This is a genomic window from Paenibacillus sp. LX16 (assembly GCF_036252815.1).
Lineage (GTDB): Bacteria > Bacillota > Bacilli > Paenibacillales > Paenibacillaceae > Paenibacillus > Paenibacillus polymyxa_B.
In genome coordinates, this window is the sequence record NZ_CP141152.1 from 2,429,755 (window position 1) to 2,453,222 (window position 23,468).

Annotated in this window: 24 protein-coding genes and 2 pseudogenes; 21 read left to right on the forward strand and 5 right to left on the reverse strand. The window is 45.0% G+C overall.

Features of this window, described 5'->3' with window-relative positions:
* Positions 1 to 3 precede the first annotated feature (3 nt).
* The gene (locus T3H97_RS11175) at positions 4 to 1,005 is read right to left on the reverse strand and encodes a permease (protein ID WP_328802548.1); all 1,002 of its coding nucleotides are present in this window, start codon (positions 1,003 to 1,005) and stop codon (positions 4 to 6) included.
* 234 nt (positions 1,006 to 1,239) lie between these two features.
* Here T3H97_RS11175 and T3H97_RS11180 point away from each other — a divergent pair, with 234 nt between their 5' ends.
* The 14 genes from T3H97_RS11180 to T3H97_RS11245 all read left to right on the forward strand — a co-directional run bounded on the left by T3H97_RS11180 (position 1,240) and on the right by T3H97_RS11245 (position 13,091).
* A complete protein-coding gene (locus tag T3H97_RS11180; protein ID WP_328802549.1) occupies positions 1,240 to 2,319 on the forward strand; it encodes a CobW family GTP-binding protein in 1,080 nt (359 codons plus the stop codon).
* Positions 2,316 to 3,443: a FecCD family ABC transporter permease gene (locus T3H97_RS11185; protein WP_328802550.1), complete on the forward strand. Its 1,128-nt coding sequence runs from the start codon at positions 2,316 to 2,318 to the stop codon at positions 3,441 to 3,443. Before T3H97_RS11180 ends, T3H97_RS11185 begins: the two co-directional genes overlap by 4 nt.
* Positions 3,440 to 4,228 carry an ABC transporter ATP-binding protein gene (locus T3H97_RS11190; RefSeq protein ID WP_103047740.1) on the forward strand — a complete coding sequence of 263 codons (789 nt, stop codon included), beginning with the start codon at positions 3,440 to 3,442 and terminating at the stop codon, positions 4,226 to 4,228. The genes T3H97_RS11185 and T3H97_RS11190 overlap by 4 nt, the downstream gene beginning before the upstream one ends.
* 64 nt (positions 4,229 to 4,292) lie before the next feature.
* Positions 4,293 to 5,315 carry an ABC transporter substrate-binding protein gene (locus T3H97_RS11195; RefSeq protein ID WP_328802551.1) on the forward strand — a complete coding sequence of 341 codons (1,023 nt, stop codon included), beginning with the start codon at positions 4,293 to 4,295 and terminating at the stop codon, positions 5,313 to 5,315.
* 217 nt (positions 5,316 to 5,532) lie between these two features.
* Positions 5,533 to 6,240, forward strand: coding sequence for a metal ABC transporter ATP-binding protein (locus T3H97_RS11200; protein WP_013310125.1), 708 nt, complete (start codon positions 5,533 to 5,535; stop codon positions 6,238 to 6,240).
* On the forward strand, positions 6,186 to 7,034 hold the full coding sequence (locus tag T3H97_RS11205) for a metal ABC transporter permease (RefSeq protein WP_023988405.1): 849 nt from the start codon (positions 6,186 to 6,188) through the stop codon (positions 7,032 to 7,034). The genes T3H97_RS11200 and T3H97_RS11205 overlap by 55 nt, the downstream gene beginning before the upstream one ends.
* A 55-nt stretch (positions 7,035 to 7,089) precedes the next feature.
* Positions 7,090 to 8,088: a metal ABC transporter substrate-binding protein gene (locus T3H97_RS11210; RefSeq protein ID WP_134902511.1), complete on the forward strand. Its 999-nt coding sequence runs from the start codon at positions 7,090 to 7,092 to the stop codon at positions 8,086 to 8,088.
* 334 nt (positions 8,089 to 8,422) lie between these two features.
* Positions 8,423 to 8,785 carry a response regulator gene (locus T3H97_RS11215; RefSeq protein WP_023988407.1) on the forward strand — a complete coding sequence of 121 codons (363 nt, stop codon included), beginning with the start codon at positions 8,423 to 8,425 and terminating at the stop codon, positions 8,783 to 8,785.
* A gap of 85 nt (positions 8,786 to 8,870) precedes the next feature.
* Complete coding sequence (locus tag T3H97_RS11220; RefSeq protein WP_103047736.1) at positions 8,871 to 9,359, forward strand: hypothetical protein; 489 nt, start codon at positions 8,871 to 8,873, stop codon at positions 9,357 to 9,359.
* A gap of 104 nt (positions 9,360 to 9,463) precedes the next feature.
* Positions 9,464 to 9,658, forward strand: coding sequence for a hypothetical protein (locus T3H97_RS11225; RefSeq protein ID WP_013310131.1), 195 nt, complete (start codon positions 9,464 to 9,466; stop codon positions 9,656 to 9,658).
* A 12-nt stretch (positions 9,659 to 9,670) separates the two neighbouring features.
* Positions 9,671 to 10,006 carry a YolD-like family protein gene (locus tag T3H97_RS11230; protein ID WP_013310132.1) on the forward strand — a complete coding sequence of 112 codons (336 nt, stop codon included), beginning with the start codon at positions 9,671 to 9,673 and terminating at the stop codon, positions 10,004 to 10,006.
* Positions 10,007 to 10,127: 121 nt separating this feature from the next.
* Positions 10,128 to 10,472: a cupin domain-containing protein gene (locus T3H97_RS11235; RefSeq protein WP_028542344.1), complete on the forward strand. Its 345-nt coding sequence runs from the start codon at positions 10,128 to 10,130 to the stop codon at positions 10,470 to 10,472.
* A gap of 66 nt (positions 10,473 to 10,538) precedes the next feature.
* Positions 10,539 to 11,120 carry a TetR/AcrR family transcriptional regulator gene (locus tag T3H97_RS11240; protein ID WP_223822057.1) on the forward strand — a complete coding sequence of 194 codons (582 nt, stop codon included), beginning with the start codon at positions 10,539 to 10,541 and terminating at the stop codon, positions 11,118 to 11,120.
* Positions 11,121 to 11,180: 60 nt separating this feature from the next.
* Positions 11,181 to 13,091, forward strand: coding sequence for an alpha/beta fold hydrolase (locus T3H97_RS11245; RefSeq protein WP_328802552.1), 1,911 nt, complete (start codon positions 11,181 to 11,183; stop codon positions 13,089 to 13,091).
* A 27-nt stretch (positions 13,092 to 13,118) separates the two neighbouring features.
* Here the strand turns inward: T3H97_RS11245 and T3H97_RS11250 are convergent.
* Positions 13,119 to 14,263 (reverse strand): IS3 family transposase gene (locus tag T3H97_RS11250; RefSeq protein WP_328802553.1). Its coding sequence is split into 2 segments (ribosomal slippage): positions 13,119 to 13,990 and positions 13,990 to 14,263, totalling 1,146 coding nucleotides; the frame shifts between segments, so codons are not numbered across the junction.
* A gap of 127 nt (positions 14,264 to 14,390) precedes the next feature.
* A complete protein-coding gene (locus T3H97_RS11255) occupies positions 14,391 to 15,260 on the reverse strand; it encodes an aminoglycoside 6-adenylyltransferase (RefSeq protein ID WP_328802554.1) in 870 nt (289 codons plus the stop codon).
* 692 nt (positions 15,261 to 15,952) lie between these two features.
* On the opposite strand from T3H97_RS11255, the gene T3H97_RS11260 reads away from it, so the two are divergent.
* The 6 genes and pseudogenes from T3H97_RS11260 to T3H97_RS11285 all read left to right on the forward strand — a co-directional run.
* The gene (locus T3H97_RS11260; RefSeq protein ID WP_328802555.1) at positions 15,953 to 16,648 is read left to right on the forward strand and encodes a response regulator transcription factor; all 696 of its coding nucleotides are present in this window, start codon (positions 15,953 to 15,955) and stop codon (positions 16,646 to 16,648) included.
* 1 nt (position 16,649) lies between these two features.
* Positions 16,650 to 17,705, forward strand: coding sequence for a HAMP domain-containing sensor histidine kinase (locus T3H97_RS11265; RefSeq protein WP_328802556.1), 1,056 nt, complete (start codon positions 16,650 to 16,652; stop codon positions 17,703 to 17,705).
* A gap of 221 nt (positions 17,706 to 17,926) precedes the next feature.
* Positions 17,927 to 19,108, forward strand: coding sequence for an alpha/beta hydrolase family protein (locus T3H97_RS11270; RefSeq protein WP_328802557.1), 1,182 nt, complete (start codon positions 17,927 to 17,929; stop codon positions 19,106 to 19,108).
* Positions 19,109 to 19,198: 90 nt separating this feature from the next.
* Positions 19,199 to 20,149: an ABC transporter ATP-binding protein gene (locus tag T3H97_RS11275; protein ID WP_328802558.1), complete on the forward strand. Its 951-nt coding sequence runs from the start codon at positions 19,199 to 19,201 to the stop codon at positions 20,147 to 20,149.
* Entirely contained in the window at positions 20,149 to 20,865 is a 717-nt protein-coding gene (locus T3H97_RS11280; protein WP_328802559.1) for an ABC transporter permease, read from the forward strand. Before T3H97_RS11275 ends, T3H97_RS11280 begins: the two co-directional genes overlap by 1 nt.
* Before the next feature lie 434 nt (positions 20,866 to 21,299).
* Positions 21,300 to 21,546, forward strand: a pseudogene (locus T3H97_RS11285) (YdeI/OmpD-associated family protein); the annotation flags it as partial.
* Between the two features lie 104 nt (positions 21,547 to 21,650).
* Here the strand turns inward: T3H97_RS11285 and T3H97_RS26395 are convergent.
* The gene (locus T3H97_RS26395) at positions 21,651 to 21,944 is read right to left on the reverse strand and encodes a hypothetical protein (protein WP_442955640.1); all 294 of its coding nucleotides are present in this window, start codon (positions 21,942 to 21,944) and stop codon (positions 21,651 to 21,653) included.
* Between the two features lie 26 nt (positions 21,945 to 21,970).
* On the opposite strand from T3H97_RS26395, the gene T3H97_RS26400 reads away from it, so the two are divergent.
* Positions 21,971 to 22,210, forward strand: coding sequence for a DUF3732 domain-containing protein (locus tag T3H97_RS26400; protein ID WP_442955641.1), 240 nt, complete (start codon positions 21,971 to 21,973; stop codon positions 22,208 to 22,210).
* Between the two features lie 150 nt (positions 22,211 to 22,360).
* Here T3H97_RS26400 and T3H97_RS11295 read toward each other — a convergent pair.
* Positions 22,361 to 23,384, reverse strand: a pseudogene (locus tag T3H97_RS11295) (transposase); the annotation flags it as partial.
* Positions 23,385 to 23,468 lie beyond the last annotated feature (84 nt).

Sequence of the window (23,468 nt, forward strand, 5' to 3'; positions counted from 1 at the left end):
TATTCACCTCCCCAATAACCATTCAGCAGCTATAGAACCCACGAGGACGAGTGAAACAATAAGCAAGCCCAGGATGGCGACAAATTTGGTGCGGAAGGTGCTTAGCAGCATGAGCGTGCCTTTGAAGTCTAGCATTGGCCCGAGTACAAGAAAGGCTGCCAGCGGACCCAGTGTAAAGGTGTGTGAAAAAGCAGTGGCTACAAAGGCATCGGAGGTGGAACATAGCGACAGTATGTAGGCAAAACCTATCATAAAGGCGTACGATCCGACCGTTCCGTTGCTTAACGAAAGCATCTCATCACGTGGGATGAAGGTTTGGATGCAGGCTGTTAATAATGCGCCGATAGTGAGATATTTACTCATGTCCAAAAACTCGTCACCAGCATGTACAAAAAAGCCCCGCCATGTGCGAGTATGCCGATGAGTCTGATTGTTCTGCTTTTGCTGGTTAAAAGAGAGCAACGACCGTTTGAGTGGATGCACTCGCACAAAGGCATACACGATCAGCCCGATGATCGCGGAGACGGCAAAAGCCAAACCCATTCGAACAGCAGTGATCTCGGGATGGGAAGGGAAAGCCATCATCGTCGCAGCCAGTACCACAGGATTGATAATGGGACCGCTTAAAATAAAAGTGATACCCATATAGGCAGGCATTCCCTTGAGCATTAATTGGCGAACGACAGGGATCATGCCGCATTCACAGATAGGAAACAGCATACCTAGTAAGGAGGCCAGCAGGACACCCGGTACAGGATGCGAAGGCGCTATTTTGCGAATCCATGTCTCCGGTACAAGCCACTGCAAAAGGGATGAGACGAGTACACCGATAAGGAGAAACGGAACAGCTTCCAGAAAAATACCCATAAATACCGTTTTTAACGGTTGCAGCTGGCTCATATCTAACAAACGAAGCCACTGGGGAGATAGCGTAACAAGTACAGGGATGAGAAAGGCAAACGGAATCATAAAAGGCAGCATCTTCAACAGCGTACTGTTTTTCATTCCACGTCTCCTTGGAAATAAGGGTTCTTATCTACATCCTATGTCTGTAGGGGGACAATCATGCCCGCTGGATTGTGCTTGTCTCACCTCCTATATTGACAATTCAAAGAGTGGTCATATATATTTATGTTTGTTATTAGTAATTATTACGATTAAAATCCGATAAATGATTGCAAGAAGGAAACTTTTACGGTACGATCCATATTAAATGTTGTAAAGACAAGGAGGGGTTATATGATACCGATAGTTGTTTTATCCGGTTTTTTGGGTAGCGGTAAAACCACTCTTCTTCAGCATGCGCTGGCTTACTACAAGGAGAAGGGCCTCAAGCCAGCCATTCTGATGAATGAGTTGGGTGATGTTAATCTGGACGGCAGTTTGGTGAATGGCCAAGCACCCATGAAGGAGATGCTCAGCGGTTGTATATGCTGTACCATTCGTGGGGATTTGGGCGTCGAGCTCATGAATCTTGCTGAGGAATATAAGCCGGACGTGATTATTGTAGAATGTACCGGAGTGGCTAATCCGATGGAGATCGTAGATGCAGTGACAGACGCCTCCATCTATTCCTCTATGATTTTACAATCCGTTATCACGGTCATAGACGCGCATCAATTTCTGGACTTTGCCTCGGGGAACGAGAGAAGTAAGTCGCTTCGTTTGATGCAGGATCAGCTTCGGTGCGCTTCCAAACTGATTATTAACAAGACCGATTTATTGGCTGCGGGCGAGTTGCAGAAAGTACAGGCCCTCGTAAAAGAGTTAAATCCATATGCTTTGACTGTGAGCACGCAGCGGAGTGACGTGGACGCGGGTATTTTTTTCTCCACTCAAGGAGAGGAGCGTATGGACGTTTCGCGGCATAAGGAATCCGCAGTTAATATTGAGAGTAAACATCCTCATTCGGAAAATCATCTGCACACGTATGATCATGATAACCATACAGACCATCAGTCTCATGATCACCATGATCACGCCCATGACCACGAACATGGGGAGCATTATCATTCCTACGACCATGTAGTGGTTCACACGCATTTCTTTGGACAACCTGTACCACGCTCCGAGTTTGAACAGTTGTTCCGCAGTTTGCCAGCTGAAATTTACCGAGCCAAAGGAATTGTGCGGTTTCTGGAATCAGAGGGTCAGATGATGTTTCAGTTTGCCTATCGGGAGCTGGAAATCATTCCGATCCGCCCGCAAAAGCCAGTGAACGATGTAGCGGTTATCATGGGTGAGAATTTCTCTGCTTCTGAGATCGAAGAACGATTGAAAAAGCTGGAAGCGGCCGAAAAGCCATTGAGAAGTCCATGACTTCGAGAACGAGCAGCGTTTATTCATCCAAACCTAATCCATCCAAACATAATTCTCGCGCTCACCTGACCGGGAAGCCTACTTGGGGATTTACAACAATTCTGCTGTTGCTGACTGCTGGGCTGTTGCTTTCGGTCACACTAGCGGTCATGCTGGGTCCTGTGGCCGTCGCACCGGAAACGGTATGGCGAATTGTACTGTCCCATCTTCCCTGGCTGGACCAGTGGATACCCGTGACATGGACCAAGCCTGAGCAATATATCGTTTGGGAAATCCGCTTTCCACGCGTGTTGTTAGGTGTTGTCGTAGGAGCAGGACTTGCTGTTACAGGGGCGACTATACAGGCATTAATTCGTAATTCGTTAGCGGATCCCTATATTTTAGGAGTCTCGTCTGGGGCTTCGGTAACAGCTACGTTGGTGATTGTGTTCGGAGCTTTCGGATTTTTAGGACGACTTGCGCTGCCTTTATCTGCTTTTATAGGATCGTTAACTGCAATGCTTATGGTGTTCGCGTTGGCTCGTGTGGCTGGGAGCATATCGACGACCCGCTTATTGCTGGCAGGGGTGGCGGTGTCTATGATGCTGTCGGCTGTGACTAGCTTTGTCGTTACGATGGCCCCAAATGAAAAAGGCATTCGTGACGCGATGTATTGGATGATGGGAAGTTTGGCAGGTGCTCAATGGGACACGCTTTTCATTCCAAGCCTCATTGTAGCCGTTGGAACGGTAGTCCTCCTGACCCGATACCGTTCGCTGAATGCTTTGCTAACGGGTGAAGAAACCGCAGTAACGCTAGGTGTGAACGTACAGACGTTCCGCGTATTACTGGTTGTTGTGGCGTCTCTTTTAACCGGGGCAGTCGTATCAGTTAGTGGCTCGATTGGCTTTGTCGGGCTTATGATTCCGCACATCGTTAGGCTGATAGTCGGATCAGATCATCGGCGTGTACTGCCCGTCAGTCTGTTGGCGGGAGCTATTTTTGTCGTGTGGGCTGATGTATGTGCCCGGCTCGTGCTGGCTCCACAGGAGCTGCCGATTGGTATTGTAACGGCTGTGTGCGGAGGACCCTTTTTTGTGTGGCTGCTGCGTCGTAGTTCCTACTCGTTTGGAGGCGAAAAATGAATATAGAAGTCGAATGCGTGACCTTCAGTATTCACGATAAACGGCTGATCGACGGCATCTGTCTCCAGGTAAAAGCAGGGGAGCTGGTCGGATTGATCGGTCCGAATGGCAGCGGGAAATCGACGTTGCTCAAAAATATGTATCGCGTGCTAAAGCCTGACAGTGGTTTGGTTACGTTGGATGGCCAAGATATGCTGCGGATGAAGTATAAAGAAACGGCCCGACAAATGGCAGTGGTGAGTCAGGATGCGCCGCAAACGTTTGATTTTTCAGTACGGGACATCGTCCTGATGGGTCGCCATCCGCATAAGAAGCTACTGGATGCAGATACTGTCGTCGATCATGAACTGGTCGAGCAGGCGCTGGAGCGGGTAGGCATGAATGCTCAGGCGGATCAGGGCTTTGTCAGCTTGTCCGGCGGCGAAAAGCAACGGGTATTGATCGCCAGAGCTTTGGCGGGACAGGCGAAATTTCTCATTTTGGATGAGCCGACGAATCATCTGGACATCCGGTATCAGCTGCAAATTTTGGATTTGGTCAAAACACTTCGGATAACTACGCTAGCTGCACTACATGATTTAAATTTGGCGGCATTTTATTGTGATCGAATGTATGTATTAAAAGAAGGAAAAGTGGTAGCCTCTGGCATAACGGAGGATGTGCTTCAGCCAGACCTGCTGTGGAGTGTATTCGGGGTGGAGACAGAAATCTGCATTCATCCAAAAACCGGGAAGCCGAATATTACCTTTTTACCGGATTCTCTCAGGAGAGGAGGCCATCCATGACGTTAACAGAAAAGGTGATACGATGAGGTAAGATAAACTACAAATAAAAGAGGAGACGTTACATATGAAAAAATATAGCAAGCCCGCGTTACCGCTGGTTATGCTCGCTTTGGCGATGATGCTGTTGTTATCAGCCTGCGCAGCAGGAAACACGGCTCAAACAAGCGATCCATCGGCAAACGGGCAGCAGCCTGCCGCATCGCAATCGGCAACCAAGGAGACGTCGGTAGAGCTTGAGAATATGGGTGTTAAAATGGCATTTCCCGAGGCGCCCAAACGCGCGGTTACACTGAACCAGCACGCGACTGAGGTTATGCTGGCTCTTGGACTGGAATCCTCTATGGTAGGAACTGCGTATTTGGATGATCAGATTTTGACGAAATATAAGGTTCAATATGACAAAATCCCGGTACTGGCCGAACAATATCCGTCCAAAGAGGTGTTTATGGCCGCTGCACCGGATTTTGCCTATGCCGGCTGGAAGAGTGCCTTTAATGATAAAAATCTGGGTTCCCGTGAGGAGCTAGCCAAACAAGGGGTGCTGACCTATGTACAGGAATCCTCAAATAAACCGGGTCCCACGTTAGAAGATGTGTATCAGGATATACTAAATATTGGGCGTATTTTCAGGGTTGAGGAGCGTGCGGAAAAGCTGGTAAATGACATTCGTGAACAAGTGCAGTCCATTCAGACTCAAATTGGTGCTGTTGAACAGCCACCCAAGGTGTTTGTCTTTGACAGCGGAGAAGACAAGCCCTTTACGGCTGCCAACAATTACCTAACGTCTTTGATTGAAAGTGTGAAGGCGAAAAATATTTTTGATGATATCGACAAAAGTTTTACCAAGGTAAGCTGGGAAGAGGTTGTGAACCGTAACCCTGATGTAATCGTCATCCTCGACTATGGTGATACTTCACTGGCGGATAAAGAGAAGCTGCTCCTGAGCAAGCCTGCGCTGGCTGATGTGGAAGCGATCAAAAACAAACGGTTTATAGTCCTGCCATTATCCGCAGCGGCTGAAGGCGTGCGTGCTCCGATCGCGTTGAAAACTTTGGCTGCAGGCTTGTACCCGGACAAAGTGAAGTAAACAAACAAAAGAGTTGCCAAAACATTGACGAACCTTGCCTAAACTGTTAAACTTGCTAATGCGTAAAGGTTACGTTTATCAAACGCTTATTTTTTTATTACCAAATCGTAATAATTACGGTAGATGGTTTAATGATCATAAACGACCTGGAGAATCTGCGCAAATGATGATCGCTCAGATGGCTCCAGGCTTTTTAAAGGAAAAGGAGATTTGCGTCATGTTATTGGCCTCATTGGAACAGGTCACATTTGGCTACGGAGATGTTCCTAACTTGGTGGATGCCAATGTTGAAATTTTTTCGGGAGAATTTGTGGCTATTACCGGACCGAATGGTGCTTCCAAATCAACCATGCTCAAACTGTTGCTCGGCTTGCTTCAGCCTTGGAAGGGCAAGGTGTTTATGTCTGACCGTACAGGTGAAGGCAAAAAGCTCGTTGTCGGATTTGTATCCCAACAAATTGCTGCTTTCAATGGCGGATTTCCAAGTACGATTTTGGAATTTGTCCGTTCAGGAAGATATACTCATGGCTCTTGGTTACGCCGTATGCGGTCTGAGGATCATGATCTGACTGAGCAGGCGCTGCGTCAGGTAGGCATGTGGGATTTGCGTCACCGTAAAATCGGCGAATTGTCCGGTGGACAGAAGCAACGTATTTGTGTGGCGAGAGCGCTCGCTCAGGAATCGGATTTGCTCATTTTGGATGAGCCCACGACCGGAATGGATCAAGAAAGCCGCCATCATTTCTACGATCTGATGAATCAGCAGGTTAAGGAATATGGAAGAACTGTGGTCATGGTGACCCATGGACTATCGGAAGTGCAACATTATCTGGATCGAATTATTGAGCTTGAGAGGAAGGAAGATGGCGGATGGAAATGCTGCACTACGACTTCATGCAGCGGGCATTTTGTGCCGGTGGGGTAATTGCACTGCTGGCCTCGGTGCTTGGAGTATACCTGATGCTACGGCGTCAGGCTCTCATGGCGGACATGCTATCGCATGTATCGCTGGCAGGGGTGGCAGCGGGTGCCTATTTAGGCATTAACCCGACGATAACCGGATTTATTGTTGCCGTAATCGGCGCGATTATCGTTGAATACGTCCGCAGGTCTTATAAAACATATAGTGAGATATCTGTGGCTATTATTATGGTAGGTGGCCTCTCGACGGCCGTTATTTTAATGAATCTGAATCAGAGCATCAACAAAGGGTTTTCCGCTTATTTGTTCGGCTCGGTCGTAGCGGTCAATCAGACAGAGCTGATGTTGATGATTGTAGTGGCTGTGATCGGAGGTATTTTCTTTTTTGTATTCCGGCGTCCTTTGTATCAGATTACCTTTGATGAAGAAACGGCGAAGACCAATGGTCTTCCTGTCAAGTCCATTTCATTTGCATTTAGTATTTTAACAGGGATGATTGTAGCCGCTGCAATGCCAATTGTCGGTGTGCTGCTCGTCTCCTCACTCATCGTGCTCCCTGCAGCGCTGGCGATTCGAATTGCACCGAGCTTCGCGGCAGCCATCTGGATATCTATGGTCACTGCATTAATCGGCGTATTTATGGGTTTAACGGCATCGTATGAACTCAGTACACCCCCAGGGGGGACGATTGCCATGGTGCTGTTATTATTCCTGATTGTAGGAGCTGGTATTCAAAAGCTGGTCCGTAAGCTGGGCAAGCAACAGGCTTCCCGACGGAAGAATGCGACAGGCCAGTGAGTGTAGTTACAGTGAGAATTAACTAAAAAATCTAACGCATAAAGGAGTAATGAATATGAATACATGGTTCAAAAAATCATTTGTATTGTCTGCGGGACTAGCACTTATTTTATCTGGTTGCGGAGCCAAATCCGATAATGCAGCTACAAATGCTTCCCAAACCGAGCCGAATGCGGCACAAACAGCAGACAGTGGTAAAAAGCTGAATGTAGTCACCACTTTTTATCCAATGTATGAATTTACCAAGCAAGTTGCTGGAGACCATGCTAACGTAACCGCGTTGATTCCTGCTGGTGCTGAGCCGCATGACTGGGAACCGAGCGCCAAAGATATGGCACAGGTTAAGGATGCTGACGTGTTTGTTTATAACGGTATCGTCGAAGGTTGGGCAGAACAGGCTTTGAGCAGCGCGTCCAATGATAAACGTGTTGTAGTTGAAGCAAGCAAAGGGTTGAACCTGATGGAAGGCACTGCTGAGGAGGAAGAAGGAGAAGAAGCACACGCAGAGGAAGGCCATGATCACGATCATGTGCTGGACCCTCATGTATGGCTTAATCCAGTCTTAGCTCAAAAAGAAGTAGAATCTATTGAAGCAGGACTTGTGGCAGCCGATCCGGCAAACAAAGCTGATTATGAGAAAAACGCTGATGCTTATATCACCAAGCTGAAAGAGCTGGATACCGAGTTCAAAACAGGTTTGAAAGATGTAAAACGCAAAGACTTTATTACGCAGCATGCTGCTTTTAGTTATTTGGCTAAGCAATATGGTCTGACCCAAGTGCCCATTGCCGGATTATCTCCAGAGCAAGAGCCTACACCGGACAAGCTGGCGGGTATTATCAAATTTGCTAAAGAAAATAATGTGAAGACGATTTTCTTTGAAACTTTGGTTGACCCGAAGGTCGCTGAGACTGTAGCTACTGAAATTGGTTCGAAAACGGATGTGCTGAATCCGCTTGAAGGACTGACGGACGAAGACAAACAGAAGAACCTAGATTACCTTGGTGTGATGAAAAATAATCTGGAGGCTTTGAAAAAAGCTCTGAATGAATAAGCAGACTTTAAACAAATAGTACAAAAAATGACGTTGGGGAACGATACCAGCGTCTTTTTTTATGTCTGTCTAAGAAGATTGTACTTTTTTGGCTAGTGCTCTAGATACAGTTGATACCTAGTACTTTGTAATCTTTACACTACATAAATTATTTACGTCATTGTGAAACGTTTTTTTGAAAACTAATGCTGTAGTAGCTAGTTTCAAATTTCTTTTATAATTCATTGGTAGCGTTTTTATTTTTACAGATTCTTTCTATTAATATTACCAGTTTATTCACCGATATTGAAGTTTGGGCGTGCATATCATTTGACAACGGATTGGAGAGGTTAATTTGGCAACAGTTATAGTAGTGGATGACTCTTTATTTATGCGTTCTGTGCTTAAGGATATTCTTTTGGATTTAGGTCACGCTGTTATCGCGGAAGCAGAAAATGGATATGATGCTGTTTTGAAATACGCACACTTTCGTCCCGATTTAATCACCATGGATATTAATATGCCTAAGATGGACGGACTTGAGGCTGTTAAAAAGATTGTAGAGCTTGATCCCCAAGCCAACATTTTGATGTGTTCTGCTTTGGGGCAGCAGGAAGCGATTATAAAAGCATTTCAGGCAGGTGCAAAAGACTTTATTGTTAAACCATTTGAGATGGAAAGGGTCGTGAATGCAGTCACAAAAATGCTGGGGAGTTAATGAATCAAGATTTTTAATACATAAATATTGAACATGTTAAAGCGAGAATTCCATGCTTATTTTTACGAATATGGAGATGAATAGGATGAGCAATCGAGTGTTGTCTCAAAAAGTATTTATAGACGAACTGATCGCTACGATCAAGAATGGAGGGCTTGTCCCTGTAAATTATGAACACCTCATCAGCGAACAAAGAGAAAGAATGGATGCTCTTAACAATGAACTTACCCTTCGTATTGAGGGACTAGAGACTGATTTGATCTCTGCTTCGACACATTCCATTCCTTTTGCAAATGGCGAAATTATGTTTCTTGCTCGCTATATTGTACTCATTGGAGATCATACCGAGGGATACTTTGTGTTCTATCGAGCAGAAGACTGTGAAAGTCCAGAGGAATATCAGTTTTTAACAAGCTCTTATCAACTTCCACATTTATTACTTGAATTATCTCTTTCTTTAAAAGAACATGGTACTAATGAGCCGCTTGATATTCTGACTTATTGGAATGGCCCTGTCTACCCGCTGAAAGATTTGAATAAAGAAGATATTAAGCTATCCACCTATGAATTTTAATTCCCTTGAGAGAGTCAAATCCCTCAGGGGATTTTTTTACATTGATAATCAAACGCACGTTCGCATATAATACAAACAAACGTTCTGATAAGGAGTGAAGGATCATGTTGGAAAAATACGTGGGGCAGATCGTGGAAATCGTGTATTTGGATCGGAAGGGCAAGCTGTCTCATCGGCGTATCGAGGTGCATCGTGTGCAGAATGGCTTGATACGAGCCACCTGTCTACAGACAGGCCAGCCACGTGTTTTTCGATTAGATCATGTATTGGCATGGCATCCGGTAACCAGAACAGCATAGGAGGGGCTTATGATGGGGAAAAAGCTTGAAGGAAATGGCATATGGGAAAGCTCGCGCATGATTTTGCCTGAGCATCGGGAGGCATATTTAAGACTGATGAAGGAGCAAGGAAGGCGCGGCAAGCCAGCACTGGACGATCAGGAAATGCAGCAGATTGAACAGGCCATCATCGTATCCTATAACGAACGGAAGCCTATTACGCTAAAAGTGTTCAACCCGTTTGATGATGAGGAGCTTCGTGGATTGGTCACGGTGATTAACACAAGTCGGCGAGAAGTGAAGCTGTCCCGTGGGGAAGAGGATTTTAGCTGGATAAAGTTGGAGGAAATTATCGAGGCGGATATATAAAAACAGTCTGACTAAGTCGGAGTGTTTTTTACATTTATCCCGCCGTTTTTTAAAATTAAGATTGTAGCTCTATGAATCCATATATAAAATAAACGGTAATTGCAAAAGGAGGAGTTCAATAATGAAAATTAGTAAAAATAATGCCGAACATTATATATGGGGAGATCAATGTGATGGTTGGCGCTTGGTGAAAAATAATGATTTGAGCATTATTCATGAGCGGATGCCCGGAAATACACATGAGGTCAGACATTATCATCATCATGCGCGCCAATTTTTCTTTATTTTATCAGGCACAGCGGTACTTGAAGTGGATGGTGAACGAATCCAATTAGGATCTCAGGAAGGATGTGAGGTTCCTCCTATGGTGCCTCATCAAATGTTTAATGAAACGAATCAGGATGTTGAATTTTTGGTTATTTCTCAGCCTGCGAGCAGAGGTGACCGGGTTCTGGCCGAAAAATAATGTTTTGGAGCAGACATGTTCCAGCGAAGGTTGACAAGTCTTTTTTAGTACCGTATAGTGCTAAATATGATGAAAAAAAATAAAATCACGAATCGGGATGTTGTTCTGCGTATTGCCACCTCATTGTTTCTTACCCAAGGATATCATGCAACAAGTATGGATGAAATTGTGGCTGTGAGCAATGTGTCCAAAACGAACATTTACTATTATTTTAAAAGTAAAGAAGAGCTACTTTCAGCCATTCTGGATCAACTGATTAAAACGTATAATGAGATGATTTATGAAGTTGTTTCGCGTAAGGATCAGTCTGTTCAGGAACGTTTTGAAATCCTTCTTCAATTGCTGACAGAGCAAGAGACAGATTGTTTGGGAGGCTGTCCCTTTATTACTCTTTATACGCAAATGCCTCAAGATAGCGCCTTGTTTCGGAATAAAATAAGCCAGTTCTTCCAAAGCCAAATCACTACCGTAGAAATATTGTTGAACGAGGGAAGGGAAAGATTAGAGATTCAGGCTGAACTTCCTGCGAGGTCGACGGCCCAATTCATCGTCTCGGCCATTGAAGGTGCGCTCTTTCTGCAGCATGCAAGCCAGGACCCGAGCATACTCGAAAATTTAAAATTTACTTTAGCACTTCTGCTAAAGTGATTTTTTTAATCTTTATTAGTACTATGAAGTACTAAAAATTAAAAAAGGCAGGTTTCGTATATGGCACATATCTTTATCACGGGCGGCACAGGATTTATCGGCATGCATACGTTACGGCAACTTTCCAAGGAGGAACACACTATTACCGTCCTGGTTCGTTCGCAGCAAAAGTGGGAACAAATATGCAGGCAAATGGATTTGGAGACAGCATGGCATATCGGGAAATTAACACCGGTTATTGGCGATTTGAGTATACCTGCTCTAGGATTAAATCCTGCTGACAGGCAACTCGTGGAGACAGCAGATGTGATAATTCATGCAGGAGGTCCGATGGATATTCTGCTGGGAGAGGAGGATGCGAGAGCAGCTTTTCTACAAGCGGCAGAAGAAATGATAACGTTGGCTACATATATTCATGCGAGCAAAGGGTTACGACATTTTATTCATTTGGTTGGGTACAAAAGCCCTTTTAATGATCATAACTGGCTTACTCCCGAGCCGGTCATCGCTCATTTAGAACAGGCACCTCCATATGAACGGATGAAATTTTTGGCTGATTTGCGTATCCGTCAAGGAGCACACAAGGAAGGATTTCCGCTTTCGGTTGTCCATTTGAGCGTTGTCATTGGTGACTCAGAGTCTGGGGATACGCCCCAAACTGGTGGGCTGGGCATTCTCGTAGGTTCTACAGCGCGCAAGCTTATGGGACTTGTCCCCGGCGGAAAATCTCATTGGCTCCCCTTGGTCCATGTAGATCATGCAGCCGAATTGATCAGTGCTCTTACTAAGGAATCACATCCTGCCAGCGAAACATACTACTTGATGGATGACAGGCAACAGAGTCCAACGATGATAGAGCTGGGAACGAATATGGCGAAGGAGCTTCGTGTACGTAAACCGCTCGGTTCGATTTCGCCAGCTTGGCTAACCAGTATACTGGGTACTCCTCTGGGCCAAAAGTTAGGTATTCCGAAGGAATCACTCGATTTTATCGTGGATGTGGACTACCCACTGGATGCAGCACGAGAGATTCAACGTAAATACGGGTTGTCACAGGCGATGAACAAAAGCGTGTTCCCATTTGTTATTACTGATCTTGATTTCAGGATTGCTCATTCCACCATAGATACAGATGGATATGTCCGCAACAGACGTGGGCCATTAGCTACACTGGAGCGAAGGGTGAAGAATGGAAATCCAACGATCGTATTAGTTCACGGTACTTTCAGCGGGGCAGATTGTTTGATACCGCTGGCAAATCAATTTCCGGAATCCTCTGTTTGCTTGGTGGATCTTCCCGGTTTTGGCCGTTCCCCATACCATCATAAGGAGGATGTACTAGAAGGCCACATTGAATCGTTAGTGCAGGCTATTCAGGCTTTGAAAACGCCAATCTGCCTTGTAGGTCATTCATTCGGCGGACTACTAGCTGCTAAGGCATGGGAACGCGTACCTGAGCGTATCAGTGGCTTACACCTATTGCAGCCTGTATTGCATACTGCTCCGCGCAGATATCGGAGCGCACGAATTACGGAGATTATGCTAGGCAGACTCAGCGAGTCGGTCTTACGCAAGCAATTGCTTGCGCAGACTTGTTTTGAAAGTATCGACGATATCCCGTCAGCATACGTCACGTATGTTCTTGAAGAAATGCGTTCCCCACGCGTAAGAAAGACGACTGCGCAAGCCCTAGCCATGCTAACCAAGTCCGATAGCTTCCAGTCGCTCCCTGAGATATCCGAAAGAATTTATAAAGAGGAGGTTTCGATTCTATGGGGTGTGAAGGATCAGATCTATAAGTTGCCCGAGCCATTTCGTGCCCTGCATTCGCTGAATATTCCGGCAGCTCATCATTTTCCGATCTCGCAACCGGAACGAACAGCGCAATATCTAAAGCAGCACATAGGACAGAATAACTTAGAGTATAAAAATAAAACCAGCCTAGCACATGGGACTGCCCCCTGTTTCTGAGACAGGGATCAAAACACCTTTCAAGTTCTAAGCAGCCAGTTGCCGGAAATGAACCGGCGACTGGTTATTTAGTTTTGTTTGAATGCGAATTGAGTTATAGTAAGTCATGTAGTCTCGAACGATCTGTACGACGATTGCCGTCGTTGTACAGGTTAAACATTCGAGATAGAACGTTTCAGACTTTAGCGTGGAATGAAACGATTCGATGGGGGCATTATCAGCGGGCGTACCCTTGCGGGACATGCTCATGGTAATGCCTTTTCCCTTTACAGCTTCTTGATACGCCTGAGAAGTATAGACGCTGCCCTGGTCGCTATGGAGCACTGTGCCTGGTAGATCGGGTAACTGGTTAAGTGTGTCCAGCACGAATGCAGTGTCTTGCTTGTCAGCTATACTGTAGGCCACAATCTCTCCGTTAAACAAGTCCAAAATACTCGACAGGTATAACGTTTTTCCGCCAAACGGCAAATACGTAATATCTGCTACGAGTTTTTGCATGGGGGTATCGGCTTCGAATTGGCGCTTTAACAAGTGTTCTGCGATATAGGCTGGTTGCCCCGTAGGTTTGCGTTTCTTCACTTTGACACGGCACTGCAGCCCCTCGTTCTGCATAATTCGCTGCACACGTTTGTGGTTAATTTTATGCTCTCTCCGAAGCAGCGCTGTGATCTTTCGGTATCCATAGCGAAATTTATGCTGCCTGCAGAGTTCTCGAATTTTCTCCACCATGTGATCTTTGTAGCGACTCCCATAGGCGGCTTTCCAACGATAGTAAGTGGCACGAGGAATCCCGATCCATGCACACGCTTGGCTCACACTAACGTCCCCTCGAATGGACTCCACCCACTCCACTATAATCTTTGGAGACACCTCCTTTCCATTTCCCTGTACTTTTTTAGCAGATCTAATTGTTGCTTCAAAAACCGATTCTCAGCCTTTACTTTCTCCAATTCTGAAGTATATTCAGGCCCTTTGCCGTAGCTGTATTGTTTACCCACAGGCTGCTCTAACCGATTCCATTCTCCCTTACGATAGCATCTCATCCAGGTGTCCACTTGTGTCTTATTTCGTATGTTCAGTTGCTCCATGACTTCTTTCACAGGAATGCCAGCCAATCTCATTTCGATGGTTTTCATCTTCACTTCTACCGGATAGCTAACTCTTGTTGCCAACGCAAAAACACCTCCAAGGTTGTCTCCATATCTTACGACATGGCTGCATTCTCTTGAAGGTGTTTTAAAATTTGTCTCACGCTATGGGGTCAGTCCCCATATAAATCAAGTGCCGACTGGTTTTTTATCAATAAATGTCCTTAGCATCTGCTGGGAGAGCTTTTACGTGATGGAGATAGTTCGTAACACGTTGATCGTCCAGAGTCGGATATTCGTAACCATAATAGTTCGCTACTTCCAAGGCAACTTCTCTAAATAAATTTCCCATGATCAAAAGAGACTGCCACATATGTTCATAATCTGCATCCGCAAACGTTTGGATATAGAGTGTCCAAAGTCCAGGTTCAAGGTAGTTCTCGAAATATTTTCCCTGTTTACCCGGATCTGCAGCGAAGTCTGTTCGTATACCAATATGCCATTCCAGCATCAAGTGAAGCGCATCTCTCACAGGCCGATCCAGCATAAATTTGGCATAGGGTAGCTCCTGTCGCCATAACCCTTTAGCCACATAAGTACTGACCCACCAAAACTCGTTGCAGGAATTCGCATAGACTTGGGCAGTTGGAGGTATCGTCTTATAATCTTGAAGACTTGGCGGTGGGAAAGGCTCCACAAGCCCGTCTTTATCCAGCAGCAGTACACTTAAGCTGTCTCGGGTCCAATTGGCGATGTTATTCGCAGGGTAGAGTGTAAGATCTATGCGATTGCCGTCCGTAAATAACATGAGAAAAGCAAAGCGATCGCGGGGCATCGGGGTAGGTTCCATATGCTCATCGGGCGTCTGCATAATGATCAATTCACCAAAATGGTTGATCCAGCGACGTTCCTGAATAAAGCTGTCCATGGAGGATACGAGAAAGATGATATCATAATCCTGAAAAATGTCTCGTGGAGCATGTGGATTGGCGCGTGAACCATTCAGAATCACGGCACGTACCCGCTCGTCCTCTTGAGCAAAATGGAGAATGGTATGCAGCATTTCATGTTCACTTCTCATAATGTTGTCTCCATAAGCGGAAGGATCATCAAGGAAAACAACCTCCTGTAAGTTCTTTTATCTGAGAAAAGCCTCCTATCCTTACAATAGCCTATACACAGAAGCCATTCAAACTGTGCTACCGAGGCCGTCTCCATTACCCAAAGTACACTTGACCGAATTGTATGTGTTATCCATAATGAAGCGAGGCATCAAGTACAGACCATCTTAGAGTCTAATCCTCTAATACGTTTAAAGGAGTGATGATGTTTGAATACGAACAAACAAATCAAAAATCTTATGAGAGGCAAATCGGACAGATGTGTGCTCATCACATGATTCAAGGAATGGAACTCGCAGAATCTTATTTTTATAAGGCATTCGGTCTTTTTAATACAATGAAGCATCACATATCGATTCAAGGTGTCATTAGCGGCACCATACCGGGTAGAATTTTTTATCTAATAATGGGGATAACGCTGTATTGAGCAACCCCCAAGGCATTTTTCTGGGAGGAAGTCCGGACAATAAAGCCTTTTTAAAAGAAATCAACATGTTGCTTCAAGAAATCCTATTACCTCAACTGGCATCCAAAGGAGAAATATCCGGAACTGGAGAGGCGCTTTGAGCGCGACTTTTTTTGTCAATTCGAGTCCATGCGGCTCTTGTGTTATATAAATGCAGTCCATTTAAAGAGGTTGGGAGGTATAAAGATGCCAAAAACGATATTAGTTGTAGACGACGATGAAGAAATCGTAAAACTCATCACAAAGAGTTTAAGGTACGAGCAATTTGTAATAATTTCGGCATGTTCCGGGAAAGAAGCCTTATCTGCATTGGAAGAAAATCACATTGATTTCATCGTTCTTGATATAGTAATGCCTGATATGGATGGACTTGATGTCTGCAGAAGTATCCGAAATTCTTATAATGTCCCAATTCTGTTTTTGAGTGCGCGTGATAAGGACATTGATAAAATCGTCGGGCTCGAAATAGGAGCAGACGATTACATGACCAAACCTTTCAGTATTCAGGAGCTTGTCTCCAGGATAAAGGCTCACTTCAGAAAAGTGGACAGGCTTTTTAAAGAGTGGGATGAACTTAGTCCCAGTAACGAAAAGGCGGATGCTCCGCTCATTTTGAACGATAAGACGTTTGAAGTATTTCTGAATAGCAGGAAGCTCGACTTATCAACGAAGGAATTTCAGATTCTGTCTATCCTCATGCGCCACCCCAATCATGTATTGACTCGTGAGCAGATATATGAAAACGTCTGGGGAGACGAATACGGAGAAATAAATACCGTAACGGTTCATATAAAAAATATCCGTAAGAAACTTGGTCCTGAATATGACTTTATTAAAACAATATGGGGCATAGGATATAAATACACGGAAAGAGAGCAATAGTATGAAACTGAAAATAAAGCTTCCTCTTTTGTTCCTGCTGATGTTTATAATATTCATGTTTTCGATTGGAATGTATCTGAAGCTTGTCTTTGCAGTATATTCCCCTATACGCAGTTCATTGCTGGACTCGCGATATATAGCACTGCTCCTGCCCATATTTGCAATTACCTGTTTCATATTTATTATTCTGATTATCTATATTCATTTTTGCATAGAGAAACCCATTCAGCTTCTGAATACCAGGCTTGAAGAAGTAAATATTGTACATCCACTGCCTCCGCTAGCTCTGAGAAGTAATGATGAGATCGGAGAACTTTATAAGCACTTCAATAAGATGGAGCATCGGCTTCAACTCGCGCACAAAGAGCAGATCGATATGATCGCGGCAATTGCCCACGACTTGAAAACACCCTTGACATCTATTAATGGTTTTACTGAACTGCTGGCTACACACAAGGATTTACCAGAAACTGAAAAGCAGGAATATTATGATTTGATTCAAAAGAAGTCAGGATATATGGTCGAACTCATCAATGATTTCTCCAGCTTCACCAAAGAAAAACTGGAGTTGGAATCTATGGTAGCTAAACCTGTAAAAGCATCAAAATTATTTGAAAACATTGCCCTTGAATATGAGTATGAGTTGGCGGGACTTGACAACGAGCTTACTTGCCGCCATTCATTCACGGAAAATATATTGCTGATGGTCAATGAACCGATGATACGTCGGGTTTTCGGCAACCTCTTTAGCAATGCTGTAAGATATGGAGGGAAAAATAAACTGAAAGTGTATATGACCGGATACCCGCTAGGACAGTATGCTTTTTTTCAAATCGAGGATAATGGAATTGGAGTGCCGGATAAGGATATATCTTCTCTGTTCCTCAAATTTTTCACTGTGGATAAATCGCGGCAAATCCAAAAGGGCGGGCTGGGTCTGGGTCTTGCAAGCTGTAAATCCATTATTGAACATCATAGGGGCGAAATTTGCGCCTACCCTTCCGAATATGGCGGTTTGGGGATAAGATTCAGCCTTCCCTTGGCCGCACAACACTGATTTTATTTTTGCACATTTTCTTTTACTACAGGAGTTAAAGGCTGCTGCCAGGTGTGAACACCCAGGCAGCAGCCTTTTTTGTTTTTTCAGCGGTTTATAGTTTTTTATATTCTCTTTATAAACATTTATTTTTCTTTTAAAGAAGCTTTATCTTTGTGTTGTAAAAATTACTTGTAGTAAAAAAACTACAATCACATGAACTGGAAAAGGAGAATGTTGCAATGTCAATTGAGTTCAGCCGTTGGCCCAATAACTACATGATGTCATACCAAGTCACCAAAGCTTTGGGTATGGCAAGCCTCGGTGCTACGGACGTCACCGAGATCTACGAGGCCTGCAAAAAAATCGACCCCGATGACAAGGACACGTGGCACAGGGAATGGCTCATAACGGCTCAGGCATTGGAAAGACACGGCAAGGAGGCCGAAACGGCTGGAAACTGGTATACAGCACGAAACTGCTACATTCGTGCCTGCAATTACTACAGAATTGCGGAATATACGGTGATGGATGATGACACCGAGAAAATCCGTGTATTTAAGAAAGTAAATGAACTCTTCGAAGCTGCCGGAAAGTACTTCGATGTCCAACCGGAGAAGATCCAAGTCGATTACGAAGATGTCAAGTTGGATGGTTACTTTTTCTCCCCTTCCTGGATAAAAGGTCCGAAGCCGACCCTTTTTGCTCTCAACGGTGGCGACGAGTGGTCAATTGAAAACTATTTCTGGCTAGGTCCCGCTTTTATTTCGTGTGGATATAACTTTCTGGTCTATGACCAGCCTGGCACCGGCCTCTCGCTGTACGAAAAGGGAAAAGGAAGACGAGCGGACAGTGAGGCTTTCCATTCCCGAGCAATCGACTTTCTTCTAACGCGGCCGGAAGTCGATCCCGATAAGATTATCGTGCACGGGGAGAGTTTTGCGGCTTACGACTCGCTGCGATTCGCTTCGTTCGATCACAGGATTGCTGCCGTCATCTCCGACGGCGGTACGCACGCCTTCGACTGGGATGCCATGCTTAAATGGATGCCGCCGAGTCTGGCCGCACACGGCATGAGAATTCTGGGGGCAAAAAGCTTGGAGGATTTTGCGGGGAATCCGCGTTTTGCCTATGATCTTGAGGGCGTGCTCCACCAGATAGAATGTCCGCTTCTTGTAATGCACGGAGCGGAAGAGATATTGGTTCAGCCAAATCCGCTGACACAAGCCTTGAAGAATTACGAGCAAGCGGGTTCGAAAAACAAGACGTTCTACCCGATAGAGGATAGACGACTTGGCGGATTAGAACACTGTCAGGTAGACAACATCAACGTGCTGCATGAGGTAGCGCTGAATTGGCTCTGCTCAATTGGGCTTGGGCCAGCCTCGCCTCGCTTAAGCGATTGCCAGGACATCATAAAGTAGATTTATTGAAAAATTTCTGATTGAGCTTGTTCAGGAGTGTCGTACTTAGAATCCTGAATAAGCTCTCTGTTTATGGAGGAGTTGAAGGCTATGAGTATTTTATCAAAGGGGAAAAATGGAATAACGCCCGCCATACAAATTGAGGGAGTGCACAAAAAATTTGGCGACTATATCGCATTGAACAATCTTTCGCTGGAGGTGAGCCGAGGAGAGATATTTGGATTTTTGGGACTGAATGGCGCTGGAAAGACAACGACCATAAAGATGCTCTTGGCGATGCTCAAGCCAACCTCCGGCAAGCTCTATATGTTAGGTGAAAAGGTCGATGCCGGAAACTATAAATTATGGGACAAGGTTGGATATTTGGAGGAGGCTACTTTTTATCCCGATTTAACTGTAGTTGAAAATCTTGACATAGCACGACGCATGCAAGGGGTGCCTGACAAAGATTCCGTAAATCGGGTTATCTATAAGTTGGGGCTTGAGCCGCACAAACAGAAAAAGGCAAAGAATCTTTCTTTAGGAAACAAACAGCGCCTGGGACTTGCGAAAGCAATGATTCACAATCCGGAAATTCTAATATTGGATGAGCCGATAAATGGCCTCGATCCCGCAGGCGTGGCGGAGATACGGAATATGTTATATAGCCTAGCGAAAAATTTCGGCGTAACTGTTTTTATATCCAGCCATCTGTTAGAGGAGCTCTCGAAAGTTTCCACACGCATTGGGATTATTCACAATGGCCATCTTGTTAAAGAAGTCGCAATGGATAAGCTGGAGCAATCGTTACAGAAAAACTTAGCGGTGAATGGCCGCGACAAACATGCCTTAAAGAAGGTGCTTGAAGAGCATGGATATGAATTTGAGGAGACAATAGGCGGCTATATTAAACTAACCGATGACCACGCAGCGGATAGTCCTGAACGACTGGCCGAACTGCTGGTTAAATCCAATCAACCGCCAACATTGCTTCGAGTGATTACGGAGGATTTGGAAGGATATTTTCTCCGCACAATTGGTATGACAAGGGGGAATATATAATGAATATTTTTTCTGTCTTACATTGTGAGATTCGCAAGATTATCCGCGCCAATGTGTTTTGGTTGGTATTTCTTATTTTTGCATTTGGGCCAATCATGATGGGAGTCGGAATTATTTTATCCAGTGACGCCGGCGGCATCAATTGGAAAATGTATTTAACCGAATTGCTTGATAGTCTTGCCCCGCTGGGACTTATCGGGTACACTTTTATCGCGGCATGGGTATTTGGACGAGAGTTTTCGGATAAAACAATTAAAGATTTACTTGCAAAGCCCGTTTCCAGATCGAAAATTGTACTGTCCAAATTTCTTGTAATTTTAGCATGGAGCCTATTACTTTCCATGTATATGTTTGCCATAGGTTTTGCCGTGGGGGGTGTTCTAGGAGTTGCGGGCGGGTTAGCTTCTTTTATTTGGAATATCTTCTTTAAATTCATTATAACATCACTATTGTTTATTATTGTTACCACACCAGGCACTCTTCTGGCCAATGTGAGCAAGGGATACTTGGCACCATTAGGACTCATCCTGATAATCGTCATTCTCTCAAATGTTTTGGCCTCTTTTGGATTCGCCCCCTATTTTCCGTGGACCATCCCGTCGGTATTTCAAAGCACCGGGTTTTTAAAGTTGAGTAGTATAATCATTCTTGCGTCTACGGGAATAGCCGGAATAGTCGGAACATTTGCCTGGTGGAGATTTGCCGAGCAGCAATAAACGCGCTACATGCACTGAGTTGTAGATATATCAATTATGAAAAGGAACAACAATCTCTCCGCTGCTCGCACGTTCATGCTTGACGATAAACTAAGCGCTGGATTGGAGAGTGCACCACCATATCTATCAAAGCGGCCGTAAACTTTATTTTTCCCACATTCGGTTGAGTGCACAGCGATCTTCGATTTAACAGATTCATCTTTTCAGTATATAAAACTGCCAGTGACAAAGGGCATAAATATAACGATCAGAGCAAGTTTTCGAGAATTATTGAATGCAACGGCTCGCATTATTTCATTACATTAAATTATCCCGGTATTGTCAAATTGAATATGGAAGATCACCGTATAGAAATTATAGACAAGCGAACCCGTTCAAAAGATGATCTTTGACCCTGAGCGCGGCTATTTGTCCAACAGTGTTTAGGAGGAGGCGCTGTTTGGATGGAGGAAGCCGGTCTTGCAGTGGAACTGAAAAACATGCCGAGTATACGGTTCCCGAAGAACTGCGGCTTAAATTCGAGGAGCGACCGGACCTAAAAACGGCGTTTGAAGCGTTGACGCTCGGAAGCCAGAGAGCGTATCTGCTGTATTTTTCAGAACCGAGCAGTTCAAAACGCGCGTTTCAAGGGTTGAAAAATACACACAGCCCATTCTGGAGGGCAAAGGGTTGAACGATTAGAACGGACAAATGGATCGGATAGTCTCAAGAAATACGAAAGGTGAGGAACATCTGCCGAAGAGTAGGTGTTTTTTTGCTTAGAATTACAGAGGGAGCGGCAACCCTTAAATTATGAGGGGGATATGATGTGTTCTTATGCTGAACCTGTTTCCGGTGTTCACCAGCATCTGGCTGATCATTCCGATAATGCCGAAATTCATTAATGAACTGGGGATTGCCGGAAGATGTGTAATACTCCCATTGAGCCAGTCGACTTCAACGGTAAGTTGATCGACCAGCTTTTCTAGGCGCTCCTGTTTGCTTGCGTATTCCTTTCTTATCTTGTCCGCTTCACTCGTCCCTTTCTCGAATACCATAGACGCCCGGCTCAGAAACTCGGCTTTCCACCAGCTAATCATCACGGACTCATTTCATATTTGGCCGCATGCTCCCATGTCTCAACCTATGGGAGCATTATAAAGAATGGAACCCTGTACCTCAATTTTTAATTTTTGATCAACCAAGTCAAGTTTATTTTCCTGATAAACTACAAAAAGTCTCGAATATTAATTACACACCGGAAGACATCATAAAAGTAGAAAAGATATTTGCAGCCTGTGTTCTTCATATAAATCTTCGTAAAGAAAATCCAACACAAATAATCCTAAATTTCGAAAGCCCATAAGATCAAAGAAGCCAGAGACTCACCGCTCAAAAAAGCTGTAAGAATCAGCGTGTATTAACAGGGGGAAATTCCAAAACGGCTTACTGCACACAGATTCCCCCTCCCCAGGAGACCGTGCATCTACATTTCCATGTGAAATTTTAGGAGCGCTCATTCCAATAGGGCAGTTCGATATTCCACCTGTTTCCAGGTGTGGTGATTGACGAATGCCTTCGCCAGTTTGAGTACGGTGGTTCGACTATGACTTCCTTGATGTAGTTTTCCATCAACACCGCTGGTTGTAAAAGCGCCACAAATCGATGAACTCCCACTCCAGGCTCGTGACGATCGCTTCATACTCCCAATCGGTATCCAGCAGGAGACAAGCTTGGTCGTTCTGAACGACTTTCGCCTTGCGGATGACGGCGACCCGCCGCGGTTTCTTCCAAGACGTGGCCTGGTACCCAAGGGCGATGCCTTCAATGATCCAGTCTTCGTCCACGTAACGTTTCCAATATCGACAAGCGGCCACTTCAGCCGCCAATCGCTTGGTCCATTTCGTTTTGCCCACATAGTCGATCTGCCGTCCTTCCCAGAGTGAATAGAAGTCTTCGCCGCCAAAGCCCTTGTCAAACCGGGCATATTGGACCCGGTGATGACCTAAGAGGCTAAAGGTTTCTTCCAGAAAAGGGGCAGCCTCGGTGGAAGAGTGAACATTTCCCGCGCGGAGCACGGCATTCAGACAAAGGCGGGACAGTCCTTCAAAAGTGAGCAAAAGATGGTAGCTTTTGCTCCCCGGCTTATAGGCATTCACGCCTTTCGCTGCTTAGTCCTGATTGCCGTAGACCGTCTCCACGGTCGAATCCAAATCGAGAATGAGCTTGGAGGACAGACAAGGCCGGATCACTTCGAGGTTCATTTGCCGGAGTTCCCTTCGTACATTAGGATTCGTTTTTCCCAGCCGATCCAGTTCCTTGTACAGAAGCGAGTGGTGTGGACAGCGCCCCCCAAGAAAACGTTGGAGTAGAGAGTCCTTTTGCCATCTGCGAAAATGAAACAGTCGCTCACAGCCCAGTATCCAGCCGACGATGAGGTATAGCAGAATGCGGTGCACTGGGAACAGTGCATTGTGAGCTTTGCCTCCGGATAAGGTTTGAAGCACAAGGCTCAGTTTAATTTTTTCGAGATAATCGATTAATCTTGGCTGTATCCATGCGATCCAAAACGACTTTTCTAAAAGAGGTATCCAGATACGTCTTCCCATAGGCTATATCTCTCC